The following is a 21970-nucleotide window of genomic DNA, read 5'->3' as shown; positions in this document are numbered from 1 at the left end:
AGGGGGTCGGCAGTGTGGAGATTATCCAGTCTCGCTGTGGCTCTGCTCCTGTTCGGCACCGGTCTGGCCGGCTGTACGGCCGGCCGTGGTCAGGACGACGCGCTCGTGGTGTGGAGCCTGGAGAACCAGACCGACCGTGTTCGCGCCACTGAACGGATTCTCGACCGGTTCACCCAGCAGACGGGTGTCGCGGTGCGGCTGGTGGCCGTCGACGAGAACCAGTTCAGTCAAATGATCATGTCGGCCGCCGCCGCGGGCAGGCCGCCTGACGTGATCGGGGCCCTGCCGCTCACCGCGACCTGGCAGCTCGCGGGCAACGAACTGCTCGACACCGGTGCCAGTCAGGAGATCGTCGACCGGCTCGGCGCGTCGACCTTTTCGTCCCGCGCCTTGCGGTTGACCAGGGACGGCGACCGGCAACTCGCGGTGCCGTCGGACGGGTGGGCGCAGATTCTGGTCTACCGCAAAGATCTTTTCGCCGCGGCCGGGCTGGGCACACCGGACACCTACGACAGGATCAGGCAGGCCGCGCGGGTCCTCAACCACGACGGAATGGCCGGCATCTCGATCGCCACATCGGCGAACGACGCCGCCACCGGTCAGGCTTTCGAGGGCCTGGCAACGGGCAACGGCTGTGAGCTGGTCGACGGAAGCGGCCGGATCGCACTGGACGACGGCCGCTGTCACAGCACGTTCCGGTTCGTCGAGGAGTTGATCACCTCCTACTCGCCGCCAGGTGCTCAGGACCTGGACAGCACCAGAGCCACCTATCTGGCCGGACGCTCAGCGATGATCATGTGGTCATCCTATCTACTGGACGAACTGGGCGGCCTGCGTTCGGACGCGATGCCGTCATGCCCGCAGTGCCAGGCCGATCCTGGCTTCCTCGCGGCCAACAGCGGAGTGGTCGGCGCGATCAAGGGACCTGACAGTGACACCGCCGCGCAGTACGGCGAACTCACGTCGTGGACGGTCCAGGTCGGCGCGAAACGCGCCGAGGCCGTTCGGCTGGTCGAGTACATGATGGGCGAGCAAGCGTATCCCGAGTGGCTCGGGATGGCGCCGGAAGGCAAAATCCCGGTCCGCCGCGGCACGGTGACCGACCCGCGGCGGTTCACCGACGCCTGGGAGAAGATGCCCGCCGGAGTCGACAGCAAGCGCCCGCTCGGTGAGATCTACCCGCCGCAGACCATGCGCGAGCTGCGCGACAGCCCGGACCGCTTCCGCCGCTGGGGATTCGACCATCGCCAAGGCGTGCTGATGGGCGCGACACTCAGCGAGATGCCCGTCGGCAAGGCGGTCGAGTCCATGCTCAGCGGAACGAGACCGGACGAAGCGGCCGGGCAGGCCGCCGCGGACGTCCGGGCGATCCAGACGTCGTTGAGGTGACCATGTCGGCAGCAACGTTGCGGCAGCGGGAGAACCGCGCCGGACTCGCGCTGATCTCGCCGACGCTGCTGGTGGTGCTGGCTGTCGTCGTGCTGCCGGTGGTGTGGACGCTGATCCTGGCGTTCCAGCGAATCAGGCTGATCAACATCCGGGACACCGGGTTGTTCGAGCGCTACACGCTCAGCAACTTCGTCATCGTGTTCGACTCACCGGGGTTCTGGAGCTCACTCGGCACGACGCTGGCGTACGCGATCGGCGGCACGGTGCTGTCCATCATCATTGGGCTGGTCGCCGCGCTCGCGTTACGGAAACCCTTTCGTGGCAGGGGATTCCTGCGGGGCGCGATGTTACTGCCCTACGTGGCGCCGGTAGTGGCCGTCGCGTTCGTGTGGGAGGTGATGCTCAGCCCGCAGTACGGCGTGCTCAACGAATGGGGTGTCCGGCTGCTCGGCTGGGATCGTCCAGTGGCGTTCCTGACCCAACGCGAGGCGACGCTGTCGATACTGGGGCTGGAGATCTCGGTTCCCGTCGCCCTCCTGACCGTGATCGTGTTCGAGGGATGGCGGTACTTCCCGTTCGCCTTCCTGTTCATCCTGGCGCGGCTTCAGGCGATACCGGGAGACCTTGAAGAGGCCGCCCGAGTGGACGGGGCCACCCCCACCCAGCGGTTCCGGCACATTGTTCTGCCGCAACTGGCGTCGGTGATCGCGTTGCTGGCCATGCTCCGGTTTGTGATGAACTTCAACAAGTTCGACGACGTGTTCCTGTTGACCGGCGGCGGTGCCGGTACCGACGTGGCCAGCGTGCGGGTCTACAACTTCCTCACCGCCCGGTTCGACGTCGGCGCGGCCTCCGCGCAGGCCTTGGTGCTCGCGGCGGTGCTGATCGTGTTCCTCGTCGGATACCTCCGGTTCTTCGCCCCCAAGCCCGCGGAGCAGACATGAATCGGGACGCTTTCGAGACCAGGCTGTTCGCGGTGCTGCGCTGGGTGGTCATCGTCGTGCTCGCGTTGGTGACGCTGTTTCCCTTCTACTACATGGTTCTGCTGTCCGTCCGGCCGGTCGAGAACCTGCTGGCCGATCCGGGCAGGCTGTGGGTCGGGCTGTCGGAGTGGACCGGGCGGACCTACCAGGAGGTGCTGGGTTCGCCCGAGGCCGGCGGGCAGGGAATGCTGGACCTGCTGACGAACTCCGCCCTCGTCTCGCTGGGCACGGTGGTGCTGACCCTGCTGATCTCGATCCCGGGCGCGTACGCGGTGAGCAGGCTGAGGTTCGCCGGCCGAACGCAGATCCACTTCCTGTTCCTCGCGGTGTACATGTTCCCGGCGATCGTGCTCGCCGTGCCGTTGTTCGTGCTGTTCACCAAGCTCGGCTTGCGCGACTCGCTTCCCGGCCTGATGATTGTCTACATCGCACAGACGCTCCCGGTCTCGATCTACATGCTGCGCACCTACCTGTCCTCGGTGCCGGTGTCCATTGAGGAGGCGGCGTTGATCGACGGCTGCTCCCGCTGGCAGGTGATGTGGCGGGTGACCATGCCGTTGGCCGTACCGGCCATCATGGCCAACGCGCTGTATGTCTTCATGGTCGCGTGGAACGAGTTCCTGTTCGCGCTGCTGTTCCTGGCCGAAGACCGCTCGAACTGGACGGTTTCGCTGGGGCTGGCGCAACTCGCCGGCGGTATCGAGGTTCCCAAGACGGTGCTGATGGCGGGGTCGGTCGTGCTGACAGTTCCCATCGTCATCCTGTTCTACGCGGCGGAACGGATGCTGACCGAAGGGCTCACCAGCGGTGCCGACAAAGGATGACAGTGGCCTGCGGACGTCCGGCACGCACCGGAGCGTCGCGGGTCGTTCAGCGGGTGCCGCCGATCGCCTGGTGGACGAAGTCGGCCGCCACGATGCGTAGTTTGACGTTGGTCCGCTGGGACTGGTCGATCAGCCGGGCTATCGCTTCGGCTTCGCTGACCTTGTGGATGGCCATCAGAATGCCCTTGGCCTGTTCGATCACGGCTCGCGACTGCATCGCGGTCTCGAACTGGACGGCCAGCTTGCGGACGTTGTGGTACCGGCGGGTCGTCCGCAGGGCGAAGGTCACCACGGTGGTGTACAGCCCGAGCAGCTTCTCGTCGACCTCGGCGAAGCCATGGTCGCCGAAACCGAAGAGGTTGATCGCGCCCGCGAGGTTGTCGTCCACGTGCAGGGGCGCGGCCAGGTAACTGCCGACCTCGAGCCGTTTGGCGACGGCCACGAAATCGGGCCACATCTCGCTGGCCGTCCCGACAGACAACCGGATGATGGCCCCCGTGCGCGCGGCCCGCAGGCAAGGACCGTCGCCGATGTCATATTGGGCCTGGTCAAGTTGACGCGCCCGGGGGTCGGTGTATGCCGCGGTGCGCGGGTGGCTGTCGCTGATGGCGGTGATGCTGGCCATGTCGGCGCCCGGTATCGCCCTGATCGCCTCGGCGCACACCGCGTCCAGGATTTCCCTGCTCGGAGCGCCCGCGTCGAGCGCTTCGGTCAGATTGGTCATCGCTGAGGTGAACTCATCCAGCATTTCGGCCGCGCGATCCAAGCTCACCATGCCGGGGCTCCGTCCAGGGCGTCGGGGAAGACCTGTGCCGCTGGATGCTCAACGGTTCCAGCCAGCGTATCGCGTCAAACCCGCCATGGCACCGGTGACGCTCACCTGCCGGGGGACATGCCAGGTAACGACTCGGCGCCATTGGGGATAGGCGGCGCGGTCGCGGGTAGGTAGCGGGTGACCGCACCGAGAGAACACCTGGGGATGCGGTCACCCTCGCCGGTCAAACAGCTGGCCGGCGAGGGCCTCGCCCGCACAGGTCGGGCAGTTTCGCGGGCACGGCCCCACGGCCAAGGACCCACACACCAACCTCGTGAGTGTTTATCAGGGTTCTAACCCCGATAAACACTCACGAGGGTTCGTCCCGGTGACACCGGGTACACCTGACAAGGCGAATCGGACAAAAGGAGAGATCCATGGCAGGCTTGCTGAACCGGATCAAGGCCTTCCTGCGCAGCCCCAAGGGCCGGCAGATGACGAACAAGGCGCGCGAACTGGCGAAGGACCCGCGCAACCGTGAACGCGCCCGTCAGGCTGCCGAGAAGCTCCGTCGGAAGCGTTGACCGATCTTCGCGTGCCACTTGATGCGGCGGAGTGATCGGATGGGTGTCTCTCGCCGCGAGGGCGCTGTGCTCATCGGGATTGTCGTCGTCGCGCTGGTGTGGTCGGCGGTCGGCGCGCACAGTCTGGGCACGTGGGCGCTGGAAGTCGTCTGGATCGTCATCGCCGCACCGCTGGTGATCCTCAACCGCACGCGGTTTCCCCTGACGCGACTGGTGTTGTGGCTTCTGGTGTGCCACGCCATCGTCCTCTGCTACGGCGGGCACCACACGTACGCGCAGACGCCATTGGGTAACTGGTTTCAGGACCTGTTGGACACCCAGCGCAACAACTACGACCGCTTCGCGCACTTCGTGCAGGGTTTCGTACCGGCGATCCTGGTGCGTGAGCTGCTGTTGCGACTGACGCCGCTACGGCCGGGCGGTTGGACGTTCACCCTGACAACAGCGGTGTGCCTGTCGATCGCGGCGTGCTTCGAGTTCGTGGAGTGGGCGGCGGCCATCGTCCTTGACGCCGCGGCAGACGACTTCCTCGGCACGCAAGGCGACGTATGGGACACCCAATCGGACATGTTCCTGTGCTTGTGCGGCGCGTTGATCGCGCAGGTGCTGCTGCGCCGCGTCCACGACCGTCAGCTCGCGGGTGTGCTGCGGACCGCGCCTGCCTCCCGTCAGAACCGTGACAGATCTACGGCACCGCCAGGGAAGTAGGCGCGGTGTGCTGACCATGCACCGAAAGCTGATCGCTCCTACGCCTGCACGCGTTGCGCTTTGCCAGCGGTGTACCAGGCGACCGCCGCGGCAGCGATGCGAATCGCGTTGAGCCGGTACCAGCGGCGGAGCAGCACGTCCCGTTTCCGCGGCGGAGGCGGTTGCGCGGCGAAGAACAGCGGCCGGCCGATCGCGGGCACGACATACGCGGTCACCAGCCCGGCCGCGACAGTCGTCGCGGTGGACGCGGCCAGCCAAGGACGCCGGTTCGTGTCACGCCACCCAGACGCGAGCGCCGCGACCGAGGCCCCGATCGTGACGGGCGCGGCAGGCAGGAAGTACAGCGTCGGACTTCCGGGACGCAACATGGCTCCCGGTTCGGCGAGTTCGCGGTGGTGGGCGAACACGTGCGGGACTTTCACAACCGCCTCGTAGAGATTGCCGAACAGCATCTGCGCCTGCCCGATCCGCGCGGCGCCCAGCACGATCCGATGCACCTTGCTCACTCGTGTCCCCCTTCGCACACGTAAGTCGCAGCCCAGTGAACCAGAAGGCCTTCCATGATCCACGGGAGGATTCGCCTCAGAGGGCGATAACGGCCGACTTGCCGCCGTCGGCCACGATCGTGGCGCCCTGGATGTAGGAGGCCTGCGGCGAGACCAGGAAACGGATCACCTCGGCGATCTCCTCGGGACGGGCACCGCGGCCGGCCGGCAGCGAGGCGAGAAAGCCGCCGTAGCCGTCGCGGTACGCCTCGTTGGCCGGCGTGATCACGAAGCCGGGAGCGACCGAGTTGACCCGTACACCCCGCGGGCCGTACTCGGCGGTCCAGGACTTGGTCAGCATGTCCAGGGCGGCTTTTGACGCCTGGAAGGCGCTGGTGCCGTTGGTGGCCATGGTGGTGCTCATGCTGCCGATGTTGACGATCACGCCGTGGCCGCGTTCGGCCATGGCTGGCGCGAAAGCCCCTGTCAGCAGGTAGGGCGCCTTGACGTGGGTGTTGAACGCGGCGTCGAACATCTGCTCGGTGGTGGCCTCGGTCGGGGCGAATCCACCGCCACCCGCGTTGTTGACCAGGACGTCGAGCGGTTCGCCCTGGAGCAGCTGGTTCACCTCGGCGATGAGACCCCGCACCGCGGAAGGGTCGCTGAGGTCGGCCACCAGACCGACGGCCGACCCACCGGCAGCCTCGATGAGGGCCTGTGTCTGCTCGGCCCTGGCCTTGTCACGGCCGCTGACCACCACCGAGTAACCGTCCTCGGCGAGGCGTATCGCGGTCTGCTGTCCGATCCCGCTGGTGGAACCGGTGACGAGAGCCCAGGAGGCCGGTCGGGTCGAACTCGTGGACTTGTCGTCCATCATGGATTGTCCTTTACGACGAAGCGCGGATGGTGTTCGAGACAATCTCGAACAGGTGCCGTGCGGGCACCGTTGCCCCCGGGACGGCAGCGCGGTCATCAGTTGCGCCGCCAGTTCATTGAACACCTGTTGGAGTAGTACCACTTCGATCCCGCGAAGCGCTCGTCGACGAAGTCCCGACTGACCTTTCGGGCGCGCACCGAGATCGGGCGAGAATTGGCCAAGCAGGCCTTCGAGGCGACGCTTGAGCGGCGCCCCATCACGGGTCACACGTGGGTCAGGAGGGGCAGGGCCAGCCGGAAACAGGCGCCTTCGCCCAGGGCGGTCTGCAGTTCGACGTCGCCGCCATGGGCCTGCGCGAGGGAGCGGGCGATGGCCAGGCCAAGTCCCGCGTTGGCGCCGCCCGCGCGGCTGCGGGCGCGGTCGGCGCGGTAGAAGCGGTCGAAGACGCGGTGCGCTTGGTCGGCTGTCATTCCTGGTCCTTCGTCGCGGACTTCCAGGATGGCGCGGTCGTTCGCGGTTCCGACGCCGAAGCGGACGCGGGTGCCCGGCGGTGTGTGGGCCACGACGTTGCCCACGAGGTTGGTGACGACCTGGCGCAGCCGGGCTTCGTCGGCGTCGACGGGGGCCGGGCCGGGTGGGCCGCTGCCGCCTGGCCCGGTGAGCTCGATCGGGCGGGTGGGGTCGAGCGCGCGCAGGTCGTGCCTGGCGTCGTTGACGAGGGTACGCAGGTCCATCGGGGCCCGGTCGAGCTGGCCGTCCGGGCCTTCGTCGAGCTGGGCGAGCAGGAGCAGGTCCTCGGTGAGGACGGTGAGCCGGGTGGCCTCCCGGTTGATGCGGTTCATCGTCTCGTCGATGTCCGAGGGTGTGGACAGGGCGCCCATCCGGTACAGCTCGGTCGAGCCTTTGATGCCGAAGAGCGGGGTGCGCAGCTCGTGGCTGACGTCCGAGACGAAGGTGCGCATCCGGAGTTCGGACGCGGCCCGGCCGGCGAAGGCTTCTTCGAGCTGGCCGAGCATGGTGTTGAGCGATGCCGCGAGGTGCCCGATCTCGGTGCTCGGCGCGGCGAGACCGGGGACGCGCCGGGTGAGGTCGCCCTCGGCGATCGCGGCCGCCGTGTGTTCGATGCGGCGCAGTGGCCGCAGGCCCCGGCCGAGGGCGAACCAGCCGACCGTGGTCAGCAGGACGAGCAGCACCGAGCCGCTGATCATGCTGGTTGCCCGGAGCTGCGCGATCGTGGCGTCCGCCTCGGTGAGCGGCGCGGCCGCGATCACGGTCCCGTGCCAGCCGATGGTCGGCCGGGCGACGGCCCGCCACCGTCCGGAGCCGTCCGCGGCCTGCAGGTCGACGGCTGTTCCGTTGACGGGGATCGCGTGCAGTTCGTCGCGTGCGGGGAAACTCACTCTGTCCAGCCGGGAGGATTGAACGCCTCCCACCACCGTGCCGTTCGCGTCCACATAGACCAGATAGGGACTGCCGATCAGGTCGAGCGCGGGGTCGAGCAGGTCCGTGCGAGCCGGGTCCAGGACATTCGGCGGTACGTCCGAGACACGGCTGAGGATCTCGGTGAACGAGAGCAGCTGGCTGTCGAGCCTGCCGATCTGATAACGCTCCAGCTGCTTGGAGACCACCGCGCTGATCAGGCTCAGCCCGGCGAGCAGCAGGCCCGCGGTGAGCAGCAACAGCCTGACCCGCAAGGACAACCGGCTCAGCAGCTGTTTCACTTCCGGGGCTCCCGCATCACGTAGCCCGTGCCGTGCACGGTGTGGATCAGCTTGGGCTCGGCCGTGTCGACCTTGCGCCGGAGATAGGAGATGTAAGTGTCCACAATGCTCGCGTCGCCACCGAAGTCGTAGTGCCACACGCGATCGAGGATCTGTGCCTTGGACACCACGCGCCCGGCGTTGGCCATCAGGTAGTGCAGCAACCGGAACTCCGTGGGGGAGACGCGGACAGGCCGGCCTGCCCGCGTCACCTGGTGTCCCTCCGCGTCGAGCACCAGCGTGCCCACGGACAGCACATCCGTCTGATGTCCTTTCGTACGGCGGAGAATCGCACGGATCCGAGCGATCAGCTCCTCCAGGTCGAAGGGCTTCGTCACGTAGTCGTCGGCGCCGAGCGACAGTCCGGTGATCTTGTCGGCCTGACGGTCCCGCGCGGTCAGGAAGAGCACGGGCACCGGGCCGCCGCGGCCGTCCGGGCGCCGCTCACGCAGTCGCTGGACGACTTCGAAGCCGTCCATGTCCGGCAACATCACGTCGAGCAGCACCAGATCGGGCGGCTCCCGCGTGGCCGCGGCGACCGCCTCGGCGCCGGTCGCCGCGGACGTCACCCGGAATCCGGCGAACCGCAGCGTCGCGGAGAGCAACTCACGAACGGTGGCCTCGTCGTCGACCACCAGCAGCCGTTCGCCGCCGTCCGTGGGCGTCATCGCCTGACCTGATCCCTGCATGCCGGCGAGAATACGGAAACCAGGCGCCGAGCCCGTGGATCACACGTCACGGCGCCGGAACACCACGAACGCGGCGACCAGGACGGCGGCCACCCCGAGGCACATCCCGCCGAGGTTCAGCCAGGGATGCGGGTAGGCGGGGTCCGGAACGGTGGTGAACACCGCGGCCGCGCCTCGGGTCGGCCAGAAGTCCAGGAGCCCCTCCATCCATCCCGGGAAGAGGCCGGCGAGGACCGGGACCAGGAAGACGATGCCCACCAGTGTCGCCAGCGCCCCGGCCGTGGCGCGCATGATCGTGCCGAGACCGACCGCGAGCAGCGCGATCGCCGTCAGGTAGAGCCCGCCGCCTGCCACGGCGGAGAACACGCCGGGATCGCCGAGGCTCGCGTTCGGCACGTCCTGGGAGGCGAGGAGCGCCTGACCGAGGAAGAAGGACGCGAACATCAGCGCCTGGCCCGCGACGACGGCCACCGCGGTGGCGACCACCACCTTGGCCGCCAGCAGCCGGTGCCTGCGGGGAGTGGCGCTCAGCGACGACTGCATCTGGCCGGTCGCGTACTCCGAGGTGACGATCAGGATGCCGAGCACGCCGATGATCAGCTGGGCGACGATGTAAGTCGTCAGGCTGAGATTTGTCGGATCCCAGGCCTGCTGCTCCTCGACCGTCGCGGTTCTGTACTGCTGTCCCGCGGAGCTCATGGCGAGGCCGGTGATGCCGAGCCCCACCCCGAACAGGCATGCCACGGTGTACCAGGTGGAACGCAGGCTGCGGAGCTTGATCCACTCCGCGCGCAGGGTCTGGCCGATGGAGAGGATGGCGGGCGAGCTCATGCCGCGGCTCCCTGGTACTCGACGCTGTCCTTGGTCAGTTCCATGAAGGCGTCCTCCAAGGAAGCCCGCTGCGGCGTGAGTTCGCTGAGCGTGACGCCGTGGTACGCGGCCAGTTTGCCGATCTCCAGGCTCGTCATCCCGGAGACGACGAGCGCGGACTCGACACCGTCCCGCACGACGGCACCGGCGGCGGTGAGCTGGAGCGCGAACGAGCCGGGATCGCTCGTGCGGACGAGTACGGTGCCCTCGCCCTTGGCGTGCAGGAACTCGCTCATGCTGGTGTCGGCGATGAGCCGGCCACGGCCGATGATGACCAAGTGGTCAGCGGTTTGCGCCATCTCGTTCATGAGGTGGCTGGAGACCAGCACCGACCGGCCCTCCTGGGCCAGGGAGCGCATGAAGCCCCGGATCCAGCGGATGCCCTCCGGGTCGAGCCCGTTCACCGGCTCGTCGAAGATCAGCACCGGTGGGTCGCCGAGCAACGCGGCGGCGATGCCGAGCCGTTGCCGCATGCCGAGCGAGAACTGTCCGGCCCGCTTGCCGGCCACGCCTTCGAGTCCAGTCCTGGCAAGCACTTCGTCCACGCCACGACGCGGGAGGCCATTGCTCACCGCGAGTGCCAGCAGATGGTCGTACGCCTTGCGGCCGCCGTGGACGGCGCCCGCGTCGAGCAGCGCTCCGACCTCGGTCAGCGGCCTGCGCAGATCCTGGTAACGGCGGCCGCCGATGGTGGCGGACCCCTTGGTGGGGGCGGCCAGACCCAGGATCATCTTCATGGTCGTGGACTTGCCTGCGCCGTTCGGGCCGAGGAACCCGGTCACCTGACCGGGCTCGACGGTGAACGACACGTCTTCCACGACAGTGTCGGGCCCGTACCGTTTGGTCAGCCCCTGTACCGCGATCGTTGTCATGAACCCGATCGTGGCGGGCCGATCTGACCGGCTTCGGTGAGAATCTGGGAGATCTCTGAGAGTCCGGCGGCCTTGCCCCAGGGTGCGGCGCCCGGCGCCCGCCGCCGCGGCGCCCAGTCACAGGAAACCCTCAGACGGTGCCCGTGGGACGAGCTGCCATCGTTACGGTCATGGCGTTCCTGCAACTCACCACGATCATCGTCGAGGACTACGACGAAGCCATCGCCTTCTTCACCCAGGCGCTGGGATTCGAGCTGGCCGAGGACTCACCGGCGCACACCAACGACGGCCGCGCCAAGCGCTGGGTGGTCGTCCGCCCGCCCGGCGCGGAGACCGGCATCCTGCTCGCCCGCGCCGACGGCGACCAGCAGATCGCCGCGGTCGGCAACCAGCACGCCGGCCGGGTCGGCTTCTTCCTGCGCGTCGACGACTTCGACGCCTGCTACCAGCGCATGCTCGCCGCAGGCGTCGAGTTCCTCACCGAACCCCGGACTGAGCCCTACGGCCGGGTCGTCGTGTTCCGCGACATCGCCGGCAACCGCTGGGACCTCCTCGGCGCCTAGGCCGTGTTTCAAATGCCCGATCGCGATAGCCGGGCCGGATGCGGCCCCTGACGCCACCGCGGGACCGCCCAAAGACAACCAGTATTCGCGGCGATCCCGCGGCGACGCCAGGAACCGCCCCGATCCCGACTCTCATCGACCGGGACATTCGAAACACGACCTAGGAACAGCGTCAGTGCGCTTTGCGCGCGACTCCGCCGTAGAGCTGGGCGTTGGTGTCGGCGTCGTCGACGATGTCGCCGGGGCCGGCCGGCCGCCACAGGCCACAGCCGACCAGGCCGGGCGCGACCAGTTCGGTGTCGCCGAACATGGTCTCGATCTCGGCGTAGGACCGTGGCGTCGCCTGGTCCGCGCCTCTCGACCGGTTGAATCCGTCGACCGCCGCGGTGATCTTGTCCGTGTTCTGGTCACTGGTCAGATGGGAGATCGCCAGGTAGCTGCCCACCGGGACACGCCGGCAGTACTCGGCGACCAGCGCTGCCGGATCCGCCTCGTCCGGAACGTAGTGCAGCAGCGCCAGCATCAGCACGCCGACCGGTTCGTCCAGGCGCAGCAGCTGACGGGCCTGCGGGCTGCCGAAGATGTCGTCCGGGCGCCGGAAATCGGCGTGCACGATCGCGGCGTGATCATTGGCTCCGAGCATCAACTCACTGTGTGCGACGGCTATGCGTTCCCGGTCGACGTACACCACCCGGCAGTCCGGGTGGTTCGCCTGCGCGATCTGGTGCACGGGACCCACGGTCGGGATACCCGAACCGAGATCCAGAAACTGCCGGATGCCTTCACCGAGCATGAATCGCACCACGCGACCGAGAAACGCGCGATTCAGCCGGGCGACCCGTTCGATGCCGGGCATCGCCTGCCTGGCGGCTTCGGCGGCCATCCTGTCCACGGCGAAGTTGTGACTGCCGCCCAGCAGGAAGTCATAGACTCGCGCGGCGCTCGGAACACTGGGATCGACGTCATCAGGGACCCACGCTGTCGCTGCCTGCTGATCCACCACCGCGGCACCTTCTCAGTAGTTCGAAAGGCAATGATCGTACCCGTTGGGGAATTGTCGGAGACTACGCCATGGGACGCACTATGCGCCACCCGATCGGGTGCTGTCGTAATCGTCCGCATGGCCACTAGGGTGAACCGGCCGTTCAGCCAGTGAGGAGAGGAAATGTCCATCCCGGTCGCCCCCGGCGCATGGCCTTTCCTCGGTCACGTCCCGCCGATGTTACGCCGCCGCGTCGGTTTCACCTCGTCACTGACGCAGTACGGCGACATCGTGAAGATCCGTCTTGGTCCGCTTCGCACGTATTTCCTGACCGATCCGGATCTGGTTCACCGGGTGCTCGTCACCGACGCGGCCCGGTTCGCCAAAGGCGCGATCTTCGACAGATTCCGCCCGTTCATGGGAAACGGACTGGTCATGTCCAACGGATCGTTTCACCGGCGGCAACGGCGGCTGGTGCAACCGGCGTTCCACGGCAGCCGGTTCACGCGGTACACCGAGACGATGCGGCGTGCCACCGGCGAGCTGACCGGCACCTGGCGGTCCGGCGGAATCCGGCGCGTCGACCAGGACATGCAACATCTCGCGGTCACCATCGTCGGCCGGGCCCTGTTCGCCACCGAACTGGGGCAGGAGGCCGTCGCCGAGGCCCGCCGCTCCATCCCGATCGTGCTCAAGAACGGCATGATCCGGGCGCTCTTACCCTCGGCTCTCGACCGGCTGCCGATCCCCGCCAGCCGCCGGTTCGACCAGGCGGTCGGCCGGCTGCGGCGGATCGTGCTCGAGGTCATCGAGTCCTGGCGTGCCGAAGGCGCCGACCGTGGCGACCTGCTGTCGCTGCTCATGCTCGCCGAGGACGAGGACACCGGTGAGACCATGAGCGACGAGCAGGTCTTCGACGAGGTGATCACGCTGTTCACCGCGGGCAGCGAGACCACCGCCGTCGCGCTGGCGTGGCTGTTCTACGAACTGGCCCGGCACCCGGAGATCGAGGACCGGATGCGGGCCGAGATCGACGAGGTGCTGGGTGGTCGTCCCATCACCTTCGAGGACGTGCCGAAGTTCGAGTACACCCGGCGGGTGATCGACGAAGTGCTCCGGATGTATCCGATCTGGATCCTGATGCGCCGTGCGATGGAGGAGGTCGACATCGGCGGACGCCGGCTGCCGGCGGGGACAGAGTTCATGTTCAGCCCCTACTCGCTGCATCTCGATCCGCGCTTCCACCGCGACCCGCACCGGTTCGACCCGGACCGCTGGTTACCCGAACGAGCCGACGCCGTGCCGAAGGGCGCGTTCATCCCGTTCAGCGCGGGCGGCCGGCAGTGCATCGGCAAGTCCTTCGCCTACACCGAGACGATCGTGGTGGCGGCGACCGTCCTGAGCCAGTGGCGATTAGTTCCCGCACACACGAAGCCGGTCCGGGTCACGGTGACCTCGGCTGCGTACCCATCCCGGATGGCGATGACCGTCATCAGACGCAGGTGACCATTTTGTCTGGCGCAAAAGCTTTTCATGGAGGTTGTCAGCCGTGCGCTGGTTCCATAGTGGACAGACCCGTGCCCTCGCCCGTCGTTGCCTGGCCCTGACGCTTGTCTGCCTGGGCGTCGGTTTCCTGACCACACCGACACAGGCACAGCCCACCAGGAGCGCGGCGGCCGCGTCGTGTCAGGACGTGTACTTCCCGGTCACGCTCACCCTGGTGCCTCAGCGGATGTACGGCAAGTTGTGCGTTCCGGAAGGCGGCGCACGCACCGTGCACGTCATGATTCCCGGCGGCACGTACAACAGCAGTTACTGGGACATCGGGTTCGAGCCGGAGACCCGCTCCTACCGGCGAGCGATGAACGACGCCGGGTACGCCACGTTGGCCCTCGACCGGCTCGGCACCGGTCGCAGTACCGTTCCGCTGAGTCTCCTGCTGACCGCCATCACCGAGGCCGAGGTCGTCCACGAGGTCGTGCAGCAACTGCGCTCCGGCGCCCAGGGACCGAGGTTCGACAAGATCATCCTGGGTGGGCACTCGTTCGGGTCCGGGGTGGCCATCATCGAGGCGGCGACATTCCGGGACGTCGACGGTGTGCTGGTCACCGGTCTCGCGCACCGGATCAACGCGCTCGGGGCGGCCGCTGTCTTCGCCGCGACACTGCCGGTGCCGCTCGATCCGAAGTTCTCGCGCACCGGCCACGACCTCGCCTACATCACCACGCTGCCGGGCACCCGTTACGACATCTTCCACAAGCCGGGCCCGAAAATCGACGGCGCGATCGCGTATGACGAGACCACCAAGGACACCAGCGTCCACACCCAGGCGGTCGACCTGTTCCCGGTCGCCGTCATCCTGCCCTACTCCCGGTTGATCGACGTGCCGGTGATGGTCGCGCTGGGACAGGACAGTGTCTTCTGTGGAGCCCTGGCCACCGACTGTTCATCCGGGGAAGCGATCAAACTGACCGAGTCGCTGTACTACTCCGCGGCGGCAGACCTGCACGCCTACGCTTTGCCCGGCTATGGGCATGTCATCAACTACGCGCCCAACGCACCCCAGTTCTTCCGGGCGGTCGAGAAATGGGCGGACCGCAAGGTCGGCCGCTGAGGGCGTCCGGCTTGCCCGTGACATCGCGTTTCCGGTCCTTGCCAGGGGAGGGCGACGGGTGTCGTGCCCCGCAGCCCTCCCGCTGGCGTCGGCGGCGGCGCCCTGTGGTCAGCCGGGCAGTTTCACCGACATGGCGTGGTGGAAGACGTCACGCGGATCCCAGCGGGCCTTGACCTGCTGGAGCTTGGCGTAGTTGTCCTTGTAGTACAACGTGTGCCACGGGACTCCCGACTTGTTCCACTTCGGATCCAGGGTGTCGGTGTCCGCGTAGTTGATGTAGGAGCCGTCGTTCACGCCGTTGGGGACCGGCATGCCTCCGGTGTCCCGGTACATCTCGCTGTACCAGCGCCGGAGCCAGTCCAGGTTCGCTTGTTCGGCCGACGGATCGGCCCAGGAGACCGTATAGATCACCTTCATGATGCTGTCCCGCTGGGGCAGCGCGGTCGCGTCGGGCGCCACGGTGTTGACTTTGCCGCCGTAGGACAGCAGTCCCAGCACGGCGAGCTCATTGTTGTGGTCGGTGCTGGTCAGGTACTTGTAGGCGGTCGCGATCTGGTCGTCGGTGAACCGCTTCCGCAGATAAGCGGCTTTCAGTTTGTGCATCCCGGACTGTTCGGACTCGCTGAGCGATTCGGCGCGCACCGCCGTCAGCCAGGGCAACCGGTTGGTGGTGAGCTTCACCGTTGCCGGGACGCCGTCGGTGACGGCCGCGAAGTAGTCGCGCAGCAGCGCGTCCGCGTCCGGCAGTGTTCCGTCCATTGTGGCCACCATGGTGAACCCGCCAGGATCGGCGCCCTTGTTCCGCCGGGGGATGAGCAGCGGGCTGAACAGGCTCGCGTACCGGGAACCGGGCGCGCTGTTGCGCTCGTGCCATTCCCCGTAGTTGCGCAGCAGCCGCTGGAACGACTTCTCGGTGATGTCCCGCCAGCTCCAGATCACCCTGCCGCTCAGCGTGACAGCGGGCGGTTTCGGCAGCAGGTGCGCGGGATCGTCGCCGGTGGCGCCGGGCGAGCGCATCCAGTATCGCGTGACCACGCCGAAGTTCCCGCCGCCACCACCGGTGTGCGCCCACCACAGATCACGGTTCTCGTCATCGGGTTCACGGGTCGCCACCACCGCCCGTGCCCGTCCGGCCCGGTCCACCACGACGACCTCGACGGCGTACAGGTAATCCACGACCGAACCGAGTAGCCGGGACAGCGCACCGTACCCACCGCCCTGGATGTGCCCGCCCGCGCCGACGGTGCCGCACTGGCCACCGGGAATCGTTACGCTCCAACCCAAGTACAGCCGCTGGAACACCTCCCACAGGGTGGCGCCGGACTCGATCATGAACGCCTTGCGGTGCCGGTCGAACGTGACCTCGCGCATCGCGGACATGTCGAGGATCACCTCGGCGGCGTCACCGACGAAGTTCTCATAGCAGTGCCCGCCGCTGCGGACAGTGATCCGCTTGCCCGCCCGTACCGCGTCGTTCACCGCGCGCACGACCTGCTCAGTCGTGCTGGGCAGGCGGAAATGCTGCGGGCGCGGGAAAAACCGCTCGTTCGTCCGGCGCAGCACGAGATCCTCGTAGCGCGGGTCACTCGCCGGGATCACCGCGGAATCGGGCACGCTCTGCCCCGTCACGCTAGCTGCCGTCACCGTGTTCGCGGCCGTCACCCCACCGATCAGCGCCGTGCCGCCGATTACGGCGGTACCGGTGAGAAACCCACGACGGGTCGGACCAGACATGCTTTCCCCAAACTTTCTTCCGGTGTCATCTCCCGGGAGGAACGCTAGTGACGCCACGGCAGCGGCGGCATCCGTCTGGCGACAGTCCAGGGGTGGTGCTAGCCCCACCTCCACCCCCCTCGTGAGTGTTTATCGGTGTTCTAACCCTGATAAACACTCACGAGGGGTCCAGCAGGGCGAGGTCGGTCGGAACCAGGGTGGTGGACATGACCAGTTCGCGCAGGAGGTTGTCGTTGAGGGCGTTGCCCACCGGCTCACCGACTTCTTCTCTGACCAATCCGTACACTCCGCGCGCGGACAGCCGTGCGCGCACGTCGGCGACGACGTGTTCGACCCGTTTGGCACTCCAGGTGGCGTTGGGCTGTAGCTCGGACAGCACCTCCGCGGCGTGCTGTCGTGATATCGGCTGCGGGTTGGCTTCGTGCAGCAGGTATCGCTGTCCGAGGACCACCAGCGCAAGGTGTTCGTCGGCCGTCAGGCTCCATCGCTTGGGTGGCCGGGTCATCGCGTCGTACTGAGCTGCGGGTTGCCCGCCGTTCCAGCCCACGACGTACATCTCCAGCAGGTGTTCCCGGTCCCGTGAGCCCCGGATGAACAGTGGGGTGTAGCCCTCCGGCAACGGAACGGGATCTTCGTCCCGGAACAGCAAACGTGTCCGCGGCAGGCGGATGGGCAGACGCCCGATGTTGCGAACCCACCAGTGGCCGTCGCGGTGGGTCAGGGTGCCGTGGGTACGGCTGACCCGCAAGTCAGTCTCGCCTACACAGACATCGACTTCCGGGCGGTTACGGCCGAACCGTGCCGTGAGCCCTTCCTTCGGCTCCAGGGTGAGTTTCGCGGACAGGGAAAGGGCGACGATGGCTCCGGGCACGGCCCGCGGCACACAGCGGGCCAGGCTTTCGTGATCCATGCCGACCTCCTCATCTCCCGCTCTGTCGTGCGTTGACAGTGTTCCCACCCGGGACGGGACCCCTCCCAACGCCGGGAGATCAGCGCAGGGGAGATCAGCGCAGGGGAGATCAGCGCAGGGGAGATCAGCGCGGCAGTTTGGCGGCGGCGGCCGTGGCCAAGGCGGTCGCCGGGGTGCAGTACTCGTCGCCGGGCCGGTCGCCTTTGACCGTCAGCATCATCAGGTCGACTACGCTTCGCCACTGCTGGCTCGCCGGTTCATGGCGCACGGTGACCGTGCAACTGGTGCCCGAATCGATGTCCAGCCTGATGTACGCGGTGTGGTCGCCCAGTTGGACCCGCTCACCCGGGATCGGGTCTTTGGCGGCGTGTTGGTCGTAGCGAAGGTGGACCTGCGTCGGCGAAACCGGGCTGTACCACTTGCACGCCCAGCCGCCGAAGTCGGGCAGTGCGGATTTCGGGTCGATCGCGGGCAGTGCGGCCAGTGCTTTGTCGTCCAGCAACGGGCACGCGTCGACCTGGGCCAGTGAATCGGCGGGAAGGGGGACGGCGCGACGGGGCAGCGGGCCGCGCGTGACCGCGTCCTTCGCCGTGTGGACCGCCGTGTCGGCGATGGCGCACAGGTCTTTCGCGGGATTGGGCATGCTCGCCGTGATCCGGACGGCGTACTTGTCGTCGAGAAGCATGGTGCGGTCGCATTCGCCGCTGTCCGAGGGTTGCTCGACGATCACATCGAGTGGCTCGCCGTGCACGTCGGCCGCGACGCGGGTGACCATCTGCACCTCGACGTCCACCGATTCCCTGCCGCCTGTGTTGACCAGCACGTCACAACGGTTGAAATTGCCGTACGTGGGGTCGAGTTCCGTCGGGCCGAACCGGTCCAGCACTTTCCTGTCGAGCAGCGCACACGGATCGACCGTTCGTTCGTCGCCGACAAGGCCCGTGCCGGCTGTCGGCGCGTGGCTTGATGCCGGCAGTGGCGGGTCCGTCGACAGGAACACGGTCAAGCCTACGGAAAGGACCAACGCCACTGCGGTGATCACCTGAAACCGAGGGCGGCTCCAGAACGGCCTGTTCGACGTGGATGCCCGGGCAGGGGGAACGGAGGCCACCCAGTCCCCCGCGATGTCCTGCAACCGCTGCTGGACTTCGTCGGCGGTCGGCCGTTTTCCCGGCTCCGGCGCCAGCATGCTGGACAACACCGGGGCGAGCCGGCCCGCGTGGCGCATCGGCAGCATCTCGCCCGCCCGTACTTTCCTCAGCACGTCGGCCGGCTCGCCGGTGCCGAACGGCGGGACGCCCTCCACCGCGGCGAACAGGGTCGCGCCCAGCGAGAACACGTCCGACGCCGCTGTCGCGGGCCGGCCCGAGGCCACTTCGGGCGCCGCGTACGCGGGCGTGCCGGCGAACGATCCGTCGTCGGTCTGTGTCACCTGACGCCAGATGGAGATACCGAAGTCGGTGATCTTCGCGAAGTCCTGGTCGTCGAGCAGGATGTTGCCCGGCTTCACGTCGCGGTGCACGATGCGCTTGGCGTGCAGGGCAGCCAGTGCGGCCGCGATCTGGACCCCGACTCGCGCGACCCGTTGCGCGGGCAACGGCCCGGTGCGGGCCACTATCGTGTCCAGGTTCTCCGCGGGCGAGTACTCCATCACCAGCCAGCACTCGTCGCCGTCCACGGTGTCGAAGACCGAGATCGCGTGCGGGTGGTGGACCTGCGCCGCGATCTCGGCCTCCTGACGGAACTGCAGCCGGTCGGCCTGACTCGCTGTCGTGTGCGGCCGCTTGAGGGCCACGGTTCGTTTCAGCTTCCGGTCGAACGCGGTCCAGACGATGCCACCGGACCCTGAGCCGCGCGCGTCCTCGAGCTGGTACCGCCCGTCAACGACATCCCCCGTGCGCACTCTGCGTAGTCTAACCGATTCAGCAAGCACACACTATGGGAAACGGACACCGACGGATGTCGTTATCCTGTCGTTCAGCCGGTTCTACACACCGGCCGCTGGGCCGACGTCCGAGGCGGTCAACGGACCGCGCGTGACGGGGGACGTCGACCGTTCGTCCGCCCCGGCGTCCGGAGTGCCGAGGCGGGCCTGGCCGTCCATGTCGTCGGTGACGAACGGGTGGCTGCCGGTACCGGCGTCAATGGCCGGGCTTCCCGCGCCGATCCGGTGTACGGCTCCCTCGCGTGCGAGCAGCGGGTCGGCTGTCCGCACTCCGGCGACGCCGACGGACGCGGACCCGGTGGGCCACGCGATGTTTCCGGCGTAGGTCATGTTGACCGGTGCCTTGAGCTCGTTGAACAGCTTGCCCTGGCTGCCGGTGACCACGTTGTTCGCGATGGTCGAGTCGACCGGCGCGTGCTTGTAGTTCGCGCCGATCTCGATGTTCGACACGTTGTTGACGAACGTGTTGTTCACCACGGACGCCCGGTAGACACGCCAGTGCGCGTTGAGCGCGCCCGAGGTGTCCACGTCGCCGCCGTCGAGTTGCAGTGCGGCGTCGTAGCCGGTTCCGGTCAGGCCTTCGAAGTAGTTGTTGAAGATCTTGTGGTCCTGGCCGTACACCCGGATTCCGCCGGTTCCCGGCTTGCCTCCGCCGAGGAAGAAGTTGCCGTGGAACGAGCCGCGGTTGCCGTGCCGGTGCGACAACGTGCCCTGTGAGGTCAGGAAAGTGTTGTAGCGGACGGTGTTGTCGTTGCTCTTCACGGAGATGATCTCGGGGTCACCGTCGCAGTTCTCGAACAGGTTGGACTCGATGACCGTGTACCCGTTCGACTGGGAGATCTCGCTCCAGCCGACCCGGATGGCCTCCATCTCGTTCTGTGCGCGCGGGCCGATGTCGCGGAAGTGGTTGTGGTCGATCAGGTCGTGCTGGGACTGCTGGGTCTCCGACCCGTCGATGGTGATGAAGTTGCCCAGCTGGTGTTTGTCCTCGAACAGGTTGTGGTCGATCCGGTTGTGATGACTGTTCGCGCCGCCGATGAGCACCCACTTCAGCGAGGACTCCTCGGTCAGCCGGAAGTGGTTGCGCGACAGCCGCACGTTGTTCGAGCCGGTGATCTTCAGGGTGTCGCTGTTGGTCCACTGGAGACCTTCGATGGTCACGTACGAGGAGTTCAGCACCTCCAGCTGCCCGTCCTCGATCACCGCCTTGCCGCGGTTGGCCGCGACGACGGTGATGGGCTGGCTGGCGGTCCCGTTCTTGCCGGTGATCTTGCCGATCGTGTACCGGCCGTCGGCCAGCACGATCCGGTCCCCGGCCTGCGCGTTGCCGAACGCGCTCTGCAGCTGGGACGAGTTCGCGACGTTGACAGTGCGGCCAGGACCCGATCCCTGGTCGTCGTCGTGGGTCACGCTCAGCCCGTAGATCTTCACCTCGCCGTAGTTGCTGTTGCTGCACGGCGACGCGTTGCCACAGTTGGCCTGGGTGTACGCACCGGCCTTGAAATAGCCGCCGGAGAAGGACTTCGACAGCGTGGCCTGCAGTACACCGTTGTAGTAGGCCTTGATCTGACCGCCGGAGACCACGAACTTGGCCTGGAACCTGGTCCCGAGCACGTAGTTGTCCGTCACCAGCTTGTGCTTGTTGTTGCCGTCGGTGATGTAGAGCTTGCTGCCCTCCAACCGGAAGACCGAGACATCGTTCTCGGCGTCATGGATCTGCCCGGCGACGATGTTCGGCCGCCCCTGCGGCACCGCGGTGATGGCCTGGTCGATCACCATCGTGTGCGTACCCGACGTCGAGGACCAGCTGGCCTTCGAACTGCCCGACATCTCCCGCAACTCCGAACGCGGATAGTTCGATCCGCTGGTGGTCACGCCGTTGACCGCCGCCCGGAACTGCACCGCCGTGCAGTCCGGGGCAGCCCGGAACCACGGGTCGATCGAATACGTGGCCAGCTCCGGCTGCTCGACGTTCAGCGGCTTCTCCTCCTCGCCGATCGGCAGCCCGATGTACCAGTTACGCAGGTCCAGCACGTCGGCCGGGTAGTCACACTCCCCACCACCCCCACCACCGTCAGCACCGTTGACGACCGTCTCGGTGATGCTGGTCCAGTCGTTGGACGTGTTGCCGTGCCCCACGACACGCACATACCGGGCAGAGCCGTCCGCGAAGTCGTAGTTCTGCGGCTGGAGTGTGGTGCCACTGCTGGTTTTGCCCGCCAGCACAGTCGTCCACGACGACCCGTCACCGGACAGCTGCACGTCGAAGGTGTCCCGCCGGGTGTCGCCCTTGTGCCAGGCGATGGACACCGACCCGACCGTCTGCGCCGAGCCGAGGTCGTACCGGATCCACACCCCGTCACCCTCAGCCGACCACCGGGTGGTCAGATCCCCATCGATCGTGTTGGCCGGGACGTTGCCGTCATC

Annotated in this window: 20 protein-coding genes; 8 read left to right on the top strand and 12 right to left on the bottom strand. The window is 67.3% G+C overall.

Annotated features, from left to right (window positions below; all coding sequences use genetic code 11):
- Positions 1-36: 36 nt before the first annotated feature.
- From GC106_RS46350 to GC106_RS46340, 3 genes are read left to right on the top strand one after another with little or no spacing between them, the layout of a single operon-like run.
- Positions 37-1389: an ABC transporter substrate-binding protein gene (locus GC106_RS46350; protein WP_217281845.1), complete on the top strand. Its 1353-nt coding sequence runs from the start codon at positions 37-39 to the stop codon at positions 1387-1389.
- Positions 1390-1391: 2 nt separating this feature from the next.
- Positions 1392-2333 carry a carbohydrate ABC transporter permease gene (locus GC106_RS46345; RefSeq protein WP_173142577.1) on the top strand — a complete coding sequence of 314 codons (942 nt, stop codon included), beginning with the start codon at positions 1392-1394 and terminating at the stop codon, positions 2331-2333.
- Positions 2330-3196 carry a carbohydrate ABC transporter permease gene (locus GC106_RS46340; RefSeq protein ID WP_173142576.1) on the top strand — a complete coding sequence of 289 codons (867 nt, stop codon included), beginning with the start codon at positions 2330-2332 and terminating at the stop codon, positions 3194-3196. The genes GC106_RS46345 and GC106_RS46340 overlap by 4 nt, the downstream gene beginning before the upstream one ends.
- Before the next feature lie 46 nt (positions 3197-3242).
- Here GC106_RS46340 and GC106_RS46335 read toward each other — a convergent pair whose 3' ends face one another.
- Complete coding sequence (locus GC106_RS46335) at positions 3243-3971, bottom strand: GAF and ANTAR domain-containing protein (RefSeq protein WP_173142575.1); 729 nt, start codon at positions 3969-3971, stop codon at positions 3243-3245.
- Positions 3972-4387: 416 nt separating this feature from the next.
- Between GC106_RS46335 and GC106_RS46330 the strand changes: the two genes are divergently transcribed.
- Positions 4388-4534 (top strand): hypothetical protein, encoded by a 147-nt coding sequence (locus tag GC106_RS46330; protein ID WP_173142574.1) that lies wholly within the window; start codon positions 4388-4390, stop codon positions 4532-4534.
- A gap of 39 nt (positions 4535-4573) precedes the next feature.
- Positions 4574-5242 carry a DUF2238 domain-containing protein gene (locus GC106_RS46325; protein WP_173142573.1) on the top strand — a complete coding sequence of 223 codons (669 nt, stop codon included), beginning with the start codon at positions 4574-4576 and terminating at the stop codon, positions 5240-5242.
- A gap of 38 nt (positions 5243-5280) precedes the next feature.
- On the opposite strand, the gene GC106_RS46320 is transcribed toward GC106_RS46325, so the two are convergent.
- The 6 genes from GC106_RS46320 to GC106_RS46295 form a co-directional block, all read right to left on the bottom strand.
- Complete coding sequence (locus tag GC106_RS46320) at positions 5281-5748, bottom strand: DUF1772 domain-containing protein (protein WP_173142572.1); 468 nt, start codon at positions 5746-5748, stop codon at positions 5281-5283.
- 76 nt (positions 5749-5824) lie between these two features.
- Positions 5825-6604: an SDR family NAD(P)-dependent oxidoreductase gene (locus GC106_RS46315; protein ID WP_217281843.1), complete on the bottom strand. Its 780-nt coding sequence runs from the start codon at positions 6602-6604 to the stop codon at positions 5825-5827.
- A gap of 263 nt (positions 6605-6867) precedes the next feature.
- The gene (locus GC106_RS46310) at positions 6868-8325 is read right to left on the bottom strand and encodes a sensor histidine kinase (protein WP_312873445.1); all 1458 of its coding nucleotides are present in this window, start codon (positions 8323-8325) and stop codon (positions 6868-6870) included.
- Entirely contained in the window at positions 8322-9053 is a 732-nt protein-coding gene (locus tag GC106_RS46305; protein WP_246368359.1) for a response regulator transcription factor, read from the bottom strand. Before GC106_RS46305 ends, GC106_RS46310 begins: the two co-directional genes overlap by 4 nt.
- Positions 9054-9092: 39 nt before the next feature.
- Positions 9093-9884 carry an ABC transporter permease gene (locus GC106_RS46300; protein ID WP_173142571.1) on the bottom strand — a complete coding sequence of 264 codons (792 nt, stop codon included), beginning with the start codon at positions 9882-9884 and terminating at the stop codon, positions 9093-9095.
- Positions 9881-10795 (bottom strand): ABC transporter ATP-binding protein, encoded by a 915-nt coding sequence (locus tag GC106_RS46295; protein ID WP_173142570.1) that lies wholly within the window; start codon positions 10793-10795, stop codon positions 9881-9883. The genes GC106_RS46300 and GC106_RS46295 overlap by 4 nt, the downstream gene beginning before the upstream one ends.
- 170 nt (positions 10796-10965) lie before the next feature.
- On the opposite strand from GC106_RS46295, the gene GC106_RS46290 reads away from it, so the two are divergent.
- Positions 10966-11358 carry a VOC family protein gene (locus GC106_RS46290; RefSeq protein ID WP_173142569.1) on the top strand — a complete coding sequence of 131 codons (393 nt, stop codon included), beginning with the start codon at positions 10966-10968 and terminating at the stop codon, positions 11356-11358.
- A gap of 172 nt (positions 11359-11530) precedes the next feature.
- Here the strand turns inward: GC106_RS46290 and GC106_RS46285 are convergent, their stop codons facing one another.
- A complete protein-coding gene (locus GC106_RS46285; RefSeq protein ID WP_173142568.1) occupies positions 11531-12358 on the bottom strand; it encodes an SAM-dependent methyltransferase in 828 nt (275 codons plus the stop codon).
- 165 nt (positions 12359-12523) lie between these two features.
- On the opposite strand from GC106_RS46285, the gene GC106_RS46280 reads away from it, so the two are divergent.
- Positions 12524-13846 carry a cytochrome P450 gene (locus tag GC106_RS46280; protein WP_173142567.1) on the top strand — a complete coding sequence of 441 codons (1323 nt, stop codon included), beginning with the start codon at positions 12524-12526 and terminating at the stop codon, positions 13844-13846.
- Between the two features lie 43 nt (positions 13847-13889).
- The gene (locus GC106_RS46275; protein WP_312873443.1) at positions 13890-14954 is read left to right on the top strand and encodes an alpha/beta fold hydrolase; all 1065 of its coding nucleotides are present in this window, start codon (positions 13890-13892) and stop codon (positions 14952-14954) included.
- Positions 14955-15062: 108 nt separating this feature from the next.
- On the opposite strand, the gene GC106_RS46270 is transcribed toward GC106_RS46275, so the two are convergent.
- From GC106_RS46270 to GC106_RS46255, 4 genes are all read right to left on the bottom strand, one after another.
- Positions 15063-16688, bottom strand: coding sequence for an FAD-binding oxidoreductase (locus GC106_RS46270; RefSeq protein ID WP_173142566.1), 1626 nt, complete (start codon positions 16686-16688; stop codon positions 15063-15065).
- Positions 16689-16845: 157 nt separating this feature from the next.
- Entirely contained in the window at positions 16846-17598 is a 753-nt protein-coding gene (locus GC106_RS46265) for an FHA domain-containing protein (protein ID WP_173142565.1), read from the bottom strand.
- A 124-nt stretch (positions 17599-17722) separates the two neighbouring features.
- The gene (locus GC106_RS46260) at positions 17723-19501 is read right to left on the bottom strand and encodes a serine/threonine-protein kinase (protein ID WP_173142564.1); all 1779 of its coding nucleotides are present in this window, start codon (positions 19499-19501) and stop codon (positions 17723-17725) included.
- A gap of 84 nt (positions 19502-19585) precedes the next feature.
- On the bottom strand, positions 19586-21970 hold a 2385-nt coding region (locus GC106_RS46255; RefSeq protein ID WP_173142563.1), incomplete at its 5' end, for a chondroitinase-B domain-containing protein.

The sequence above is a fragment of the Kibdelosporangium persicum genome (genome assembly GCF_013280595.1).
Taxonomy (GTDB): domain Bacteria; phylum Actinomycetota; class Actinomycetes; order Mycobacteriales; family Pseudonocardiaceae; genus Kibdelosporangium; species Kibdelosporangium persicum.
Note: the sequence above shows the minus strand (reverse complement) of the source record. Positions and strands in the feature narration are given on the sequence as shown.

What these genes read in the sequence shown, in the direction of transcription:
- GC106_RS46345 (WP_173142577.1), top strand. Translation starts at nt 1,392, where the DNA reads ATGTCGGCAGCAACGTTGCGGCAGCGGGAGAACCGCGCCGGACTCGCG.
- GC106_RS46340 (WP_173142576.1), top strand. Translation starts at nt 2,330, where the DNA reads ATGAATCGGGACGCTTTCGAGACCAGGCTGTTCGCGGTGCTGCGCTGG.
- GC106_RS46335 (WP_173142575.1), bottom strand. Translation starts at nt 3,971, where the DNA reads ATGGTGAGCTTGGATCGCGCGGCCGAAATGCTGGATGAGTTCACCTCA.
- GC106_RS46330 (WP_173142574.1), top strand. Translation starts at nt 4,388, where the DNA reads ATGGCAGGCTTGCTGAACCGGATCAAGGCCTTCCTGCGCAGCCCCAAG.
- GC106_RS46325 (WP_173142573.1), top strand. Translation starts at nt 4,574, where the DNA reads ATGGGTGTCTCTCGCCGCGAGGGCGCTGTGCTCATCGGGATTGTCGTC.
- GC106_RS46315 (WP_217281843.1), bottom strand. Translation starts at nt 6,604, where the DNA reads ATGATGGACGACAAGTCCACGAGTTCGACCCGACCGGCCTCCTGGGCT.
- GC106_RS46305 (WP_246368359.1), bottom strand. Translation starts at nt 9,053, where the DNA reads ATGCAGGGATCAGGTCAGGCGATGACGCCCACGGACGGCGGCGAACGG.
- GC106_RS46300 (WP_173142571.1), bottom strand. Translation starts at nt 9,884, where the DNA reads ATGAGCTCGCCCGCCATCCTCTCCATCGGCCAGACCCTGCGCGCGGAG.
- GC106_RS46295 (WP_173142570.1), bottom strand. Translation starts at nt 10,795, where the DNA reads ATGACAACGATCGCGGTACAGGGGCTGACCAAACGGTACGGGCCCGAC.
- GC106_RS46290 (WP_173142569.1), top strand. Translation starts at nt 10,966, where the DNA reads ATGGCGTTCCTGCAACTCACCACGATCATCGTCGAGGACTACGACGAA.
- GC106_RS46280 (WP_173142567.1), top strand. Translation starts at nt 12,524, where the DNA reads ATGTCCATCCCGGTCGCCCCCGGCGCATGGCCTTTCCTCGGTCACGTC.
- GC106_RS46270 (WP_173142566.1), bottom strand. Translation starts at nt 16,688, where the DNA reads ATGTCTGGTCCGACCCGTCGTGGGTTTCTCACCGGTACCGCCGTAATC.
- GC106_RS46265 (WP_173142565.1), bottom strand. Translation starts at nt 17,598, where the DNA reads ATGGATCACGAAAGCCTGGCCCGCTGTGTGCCGCGGGCCGTGCCCGGA.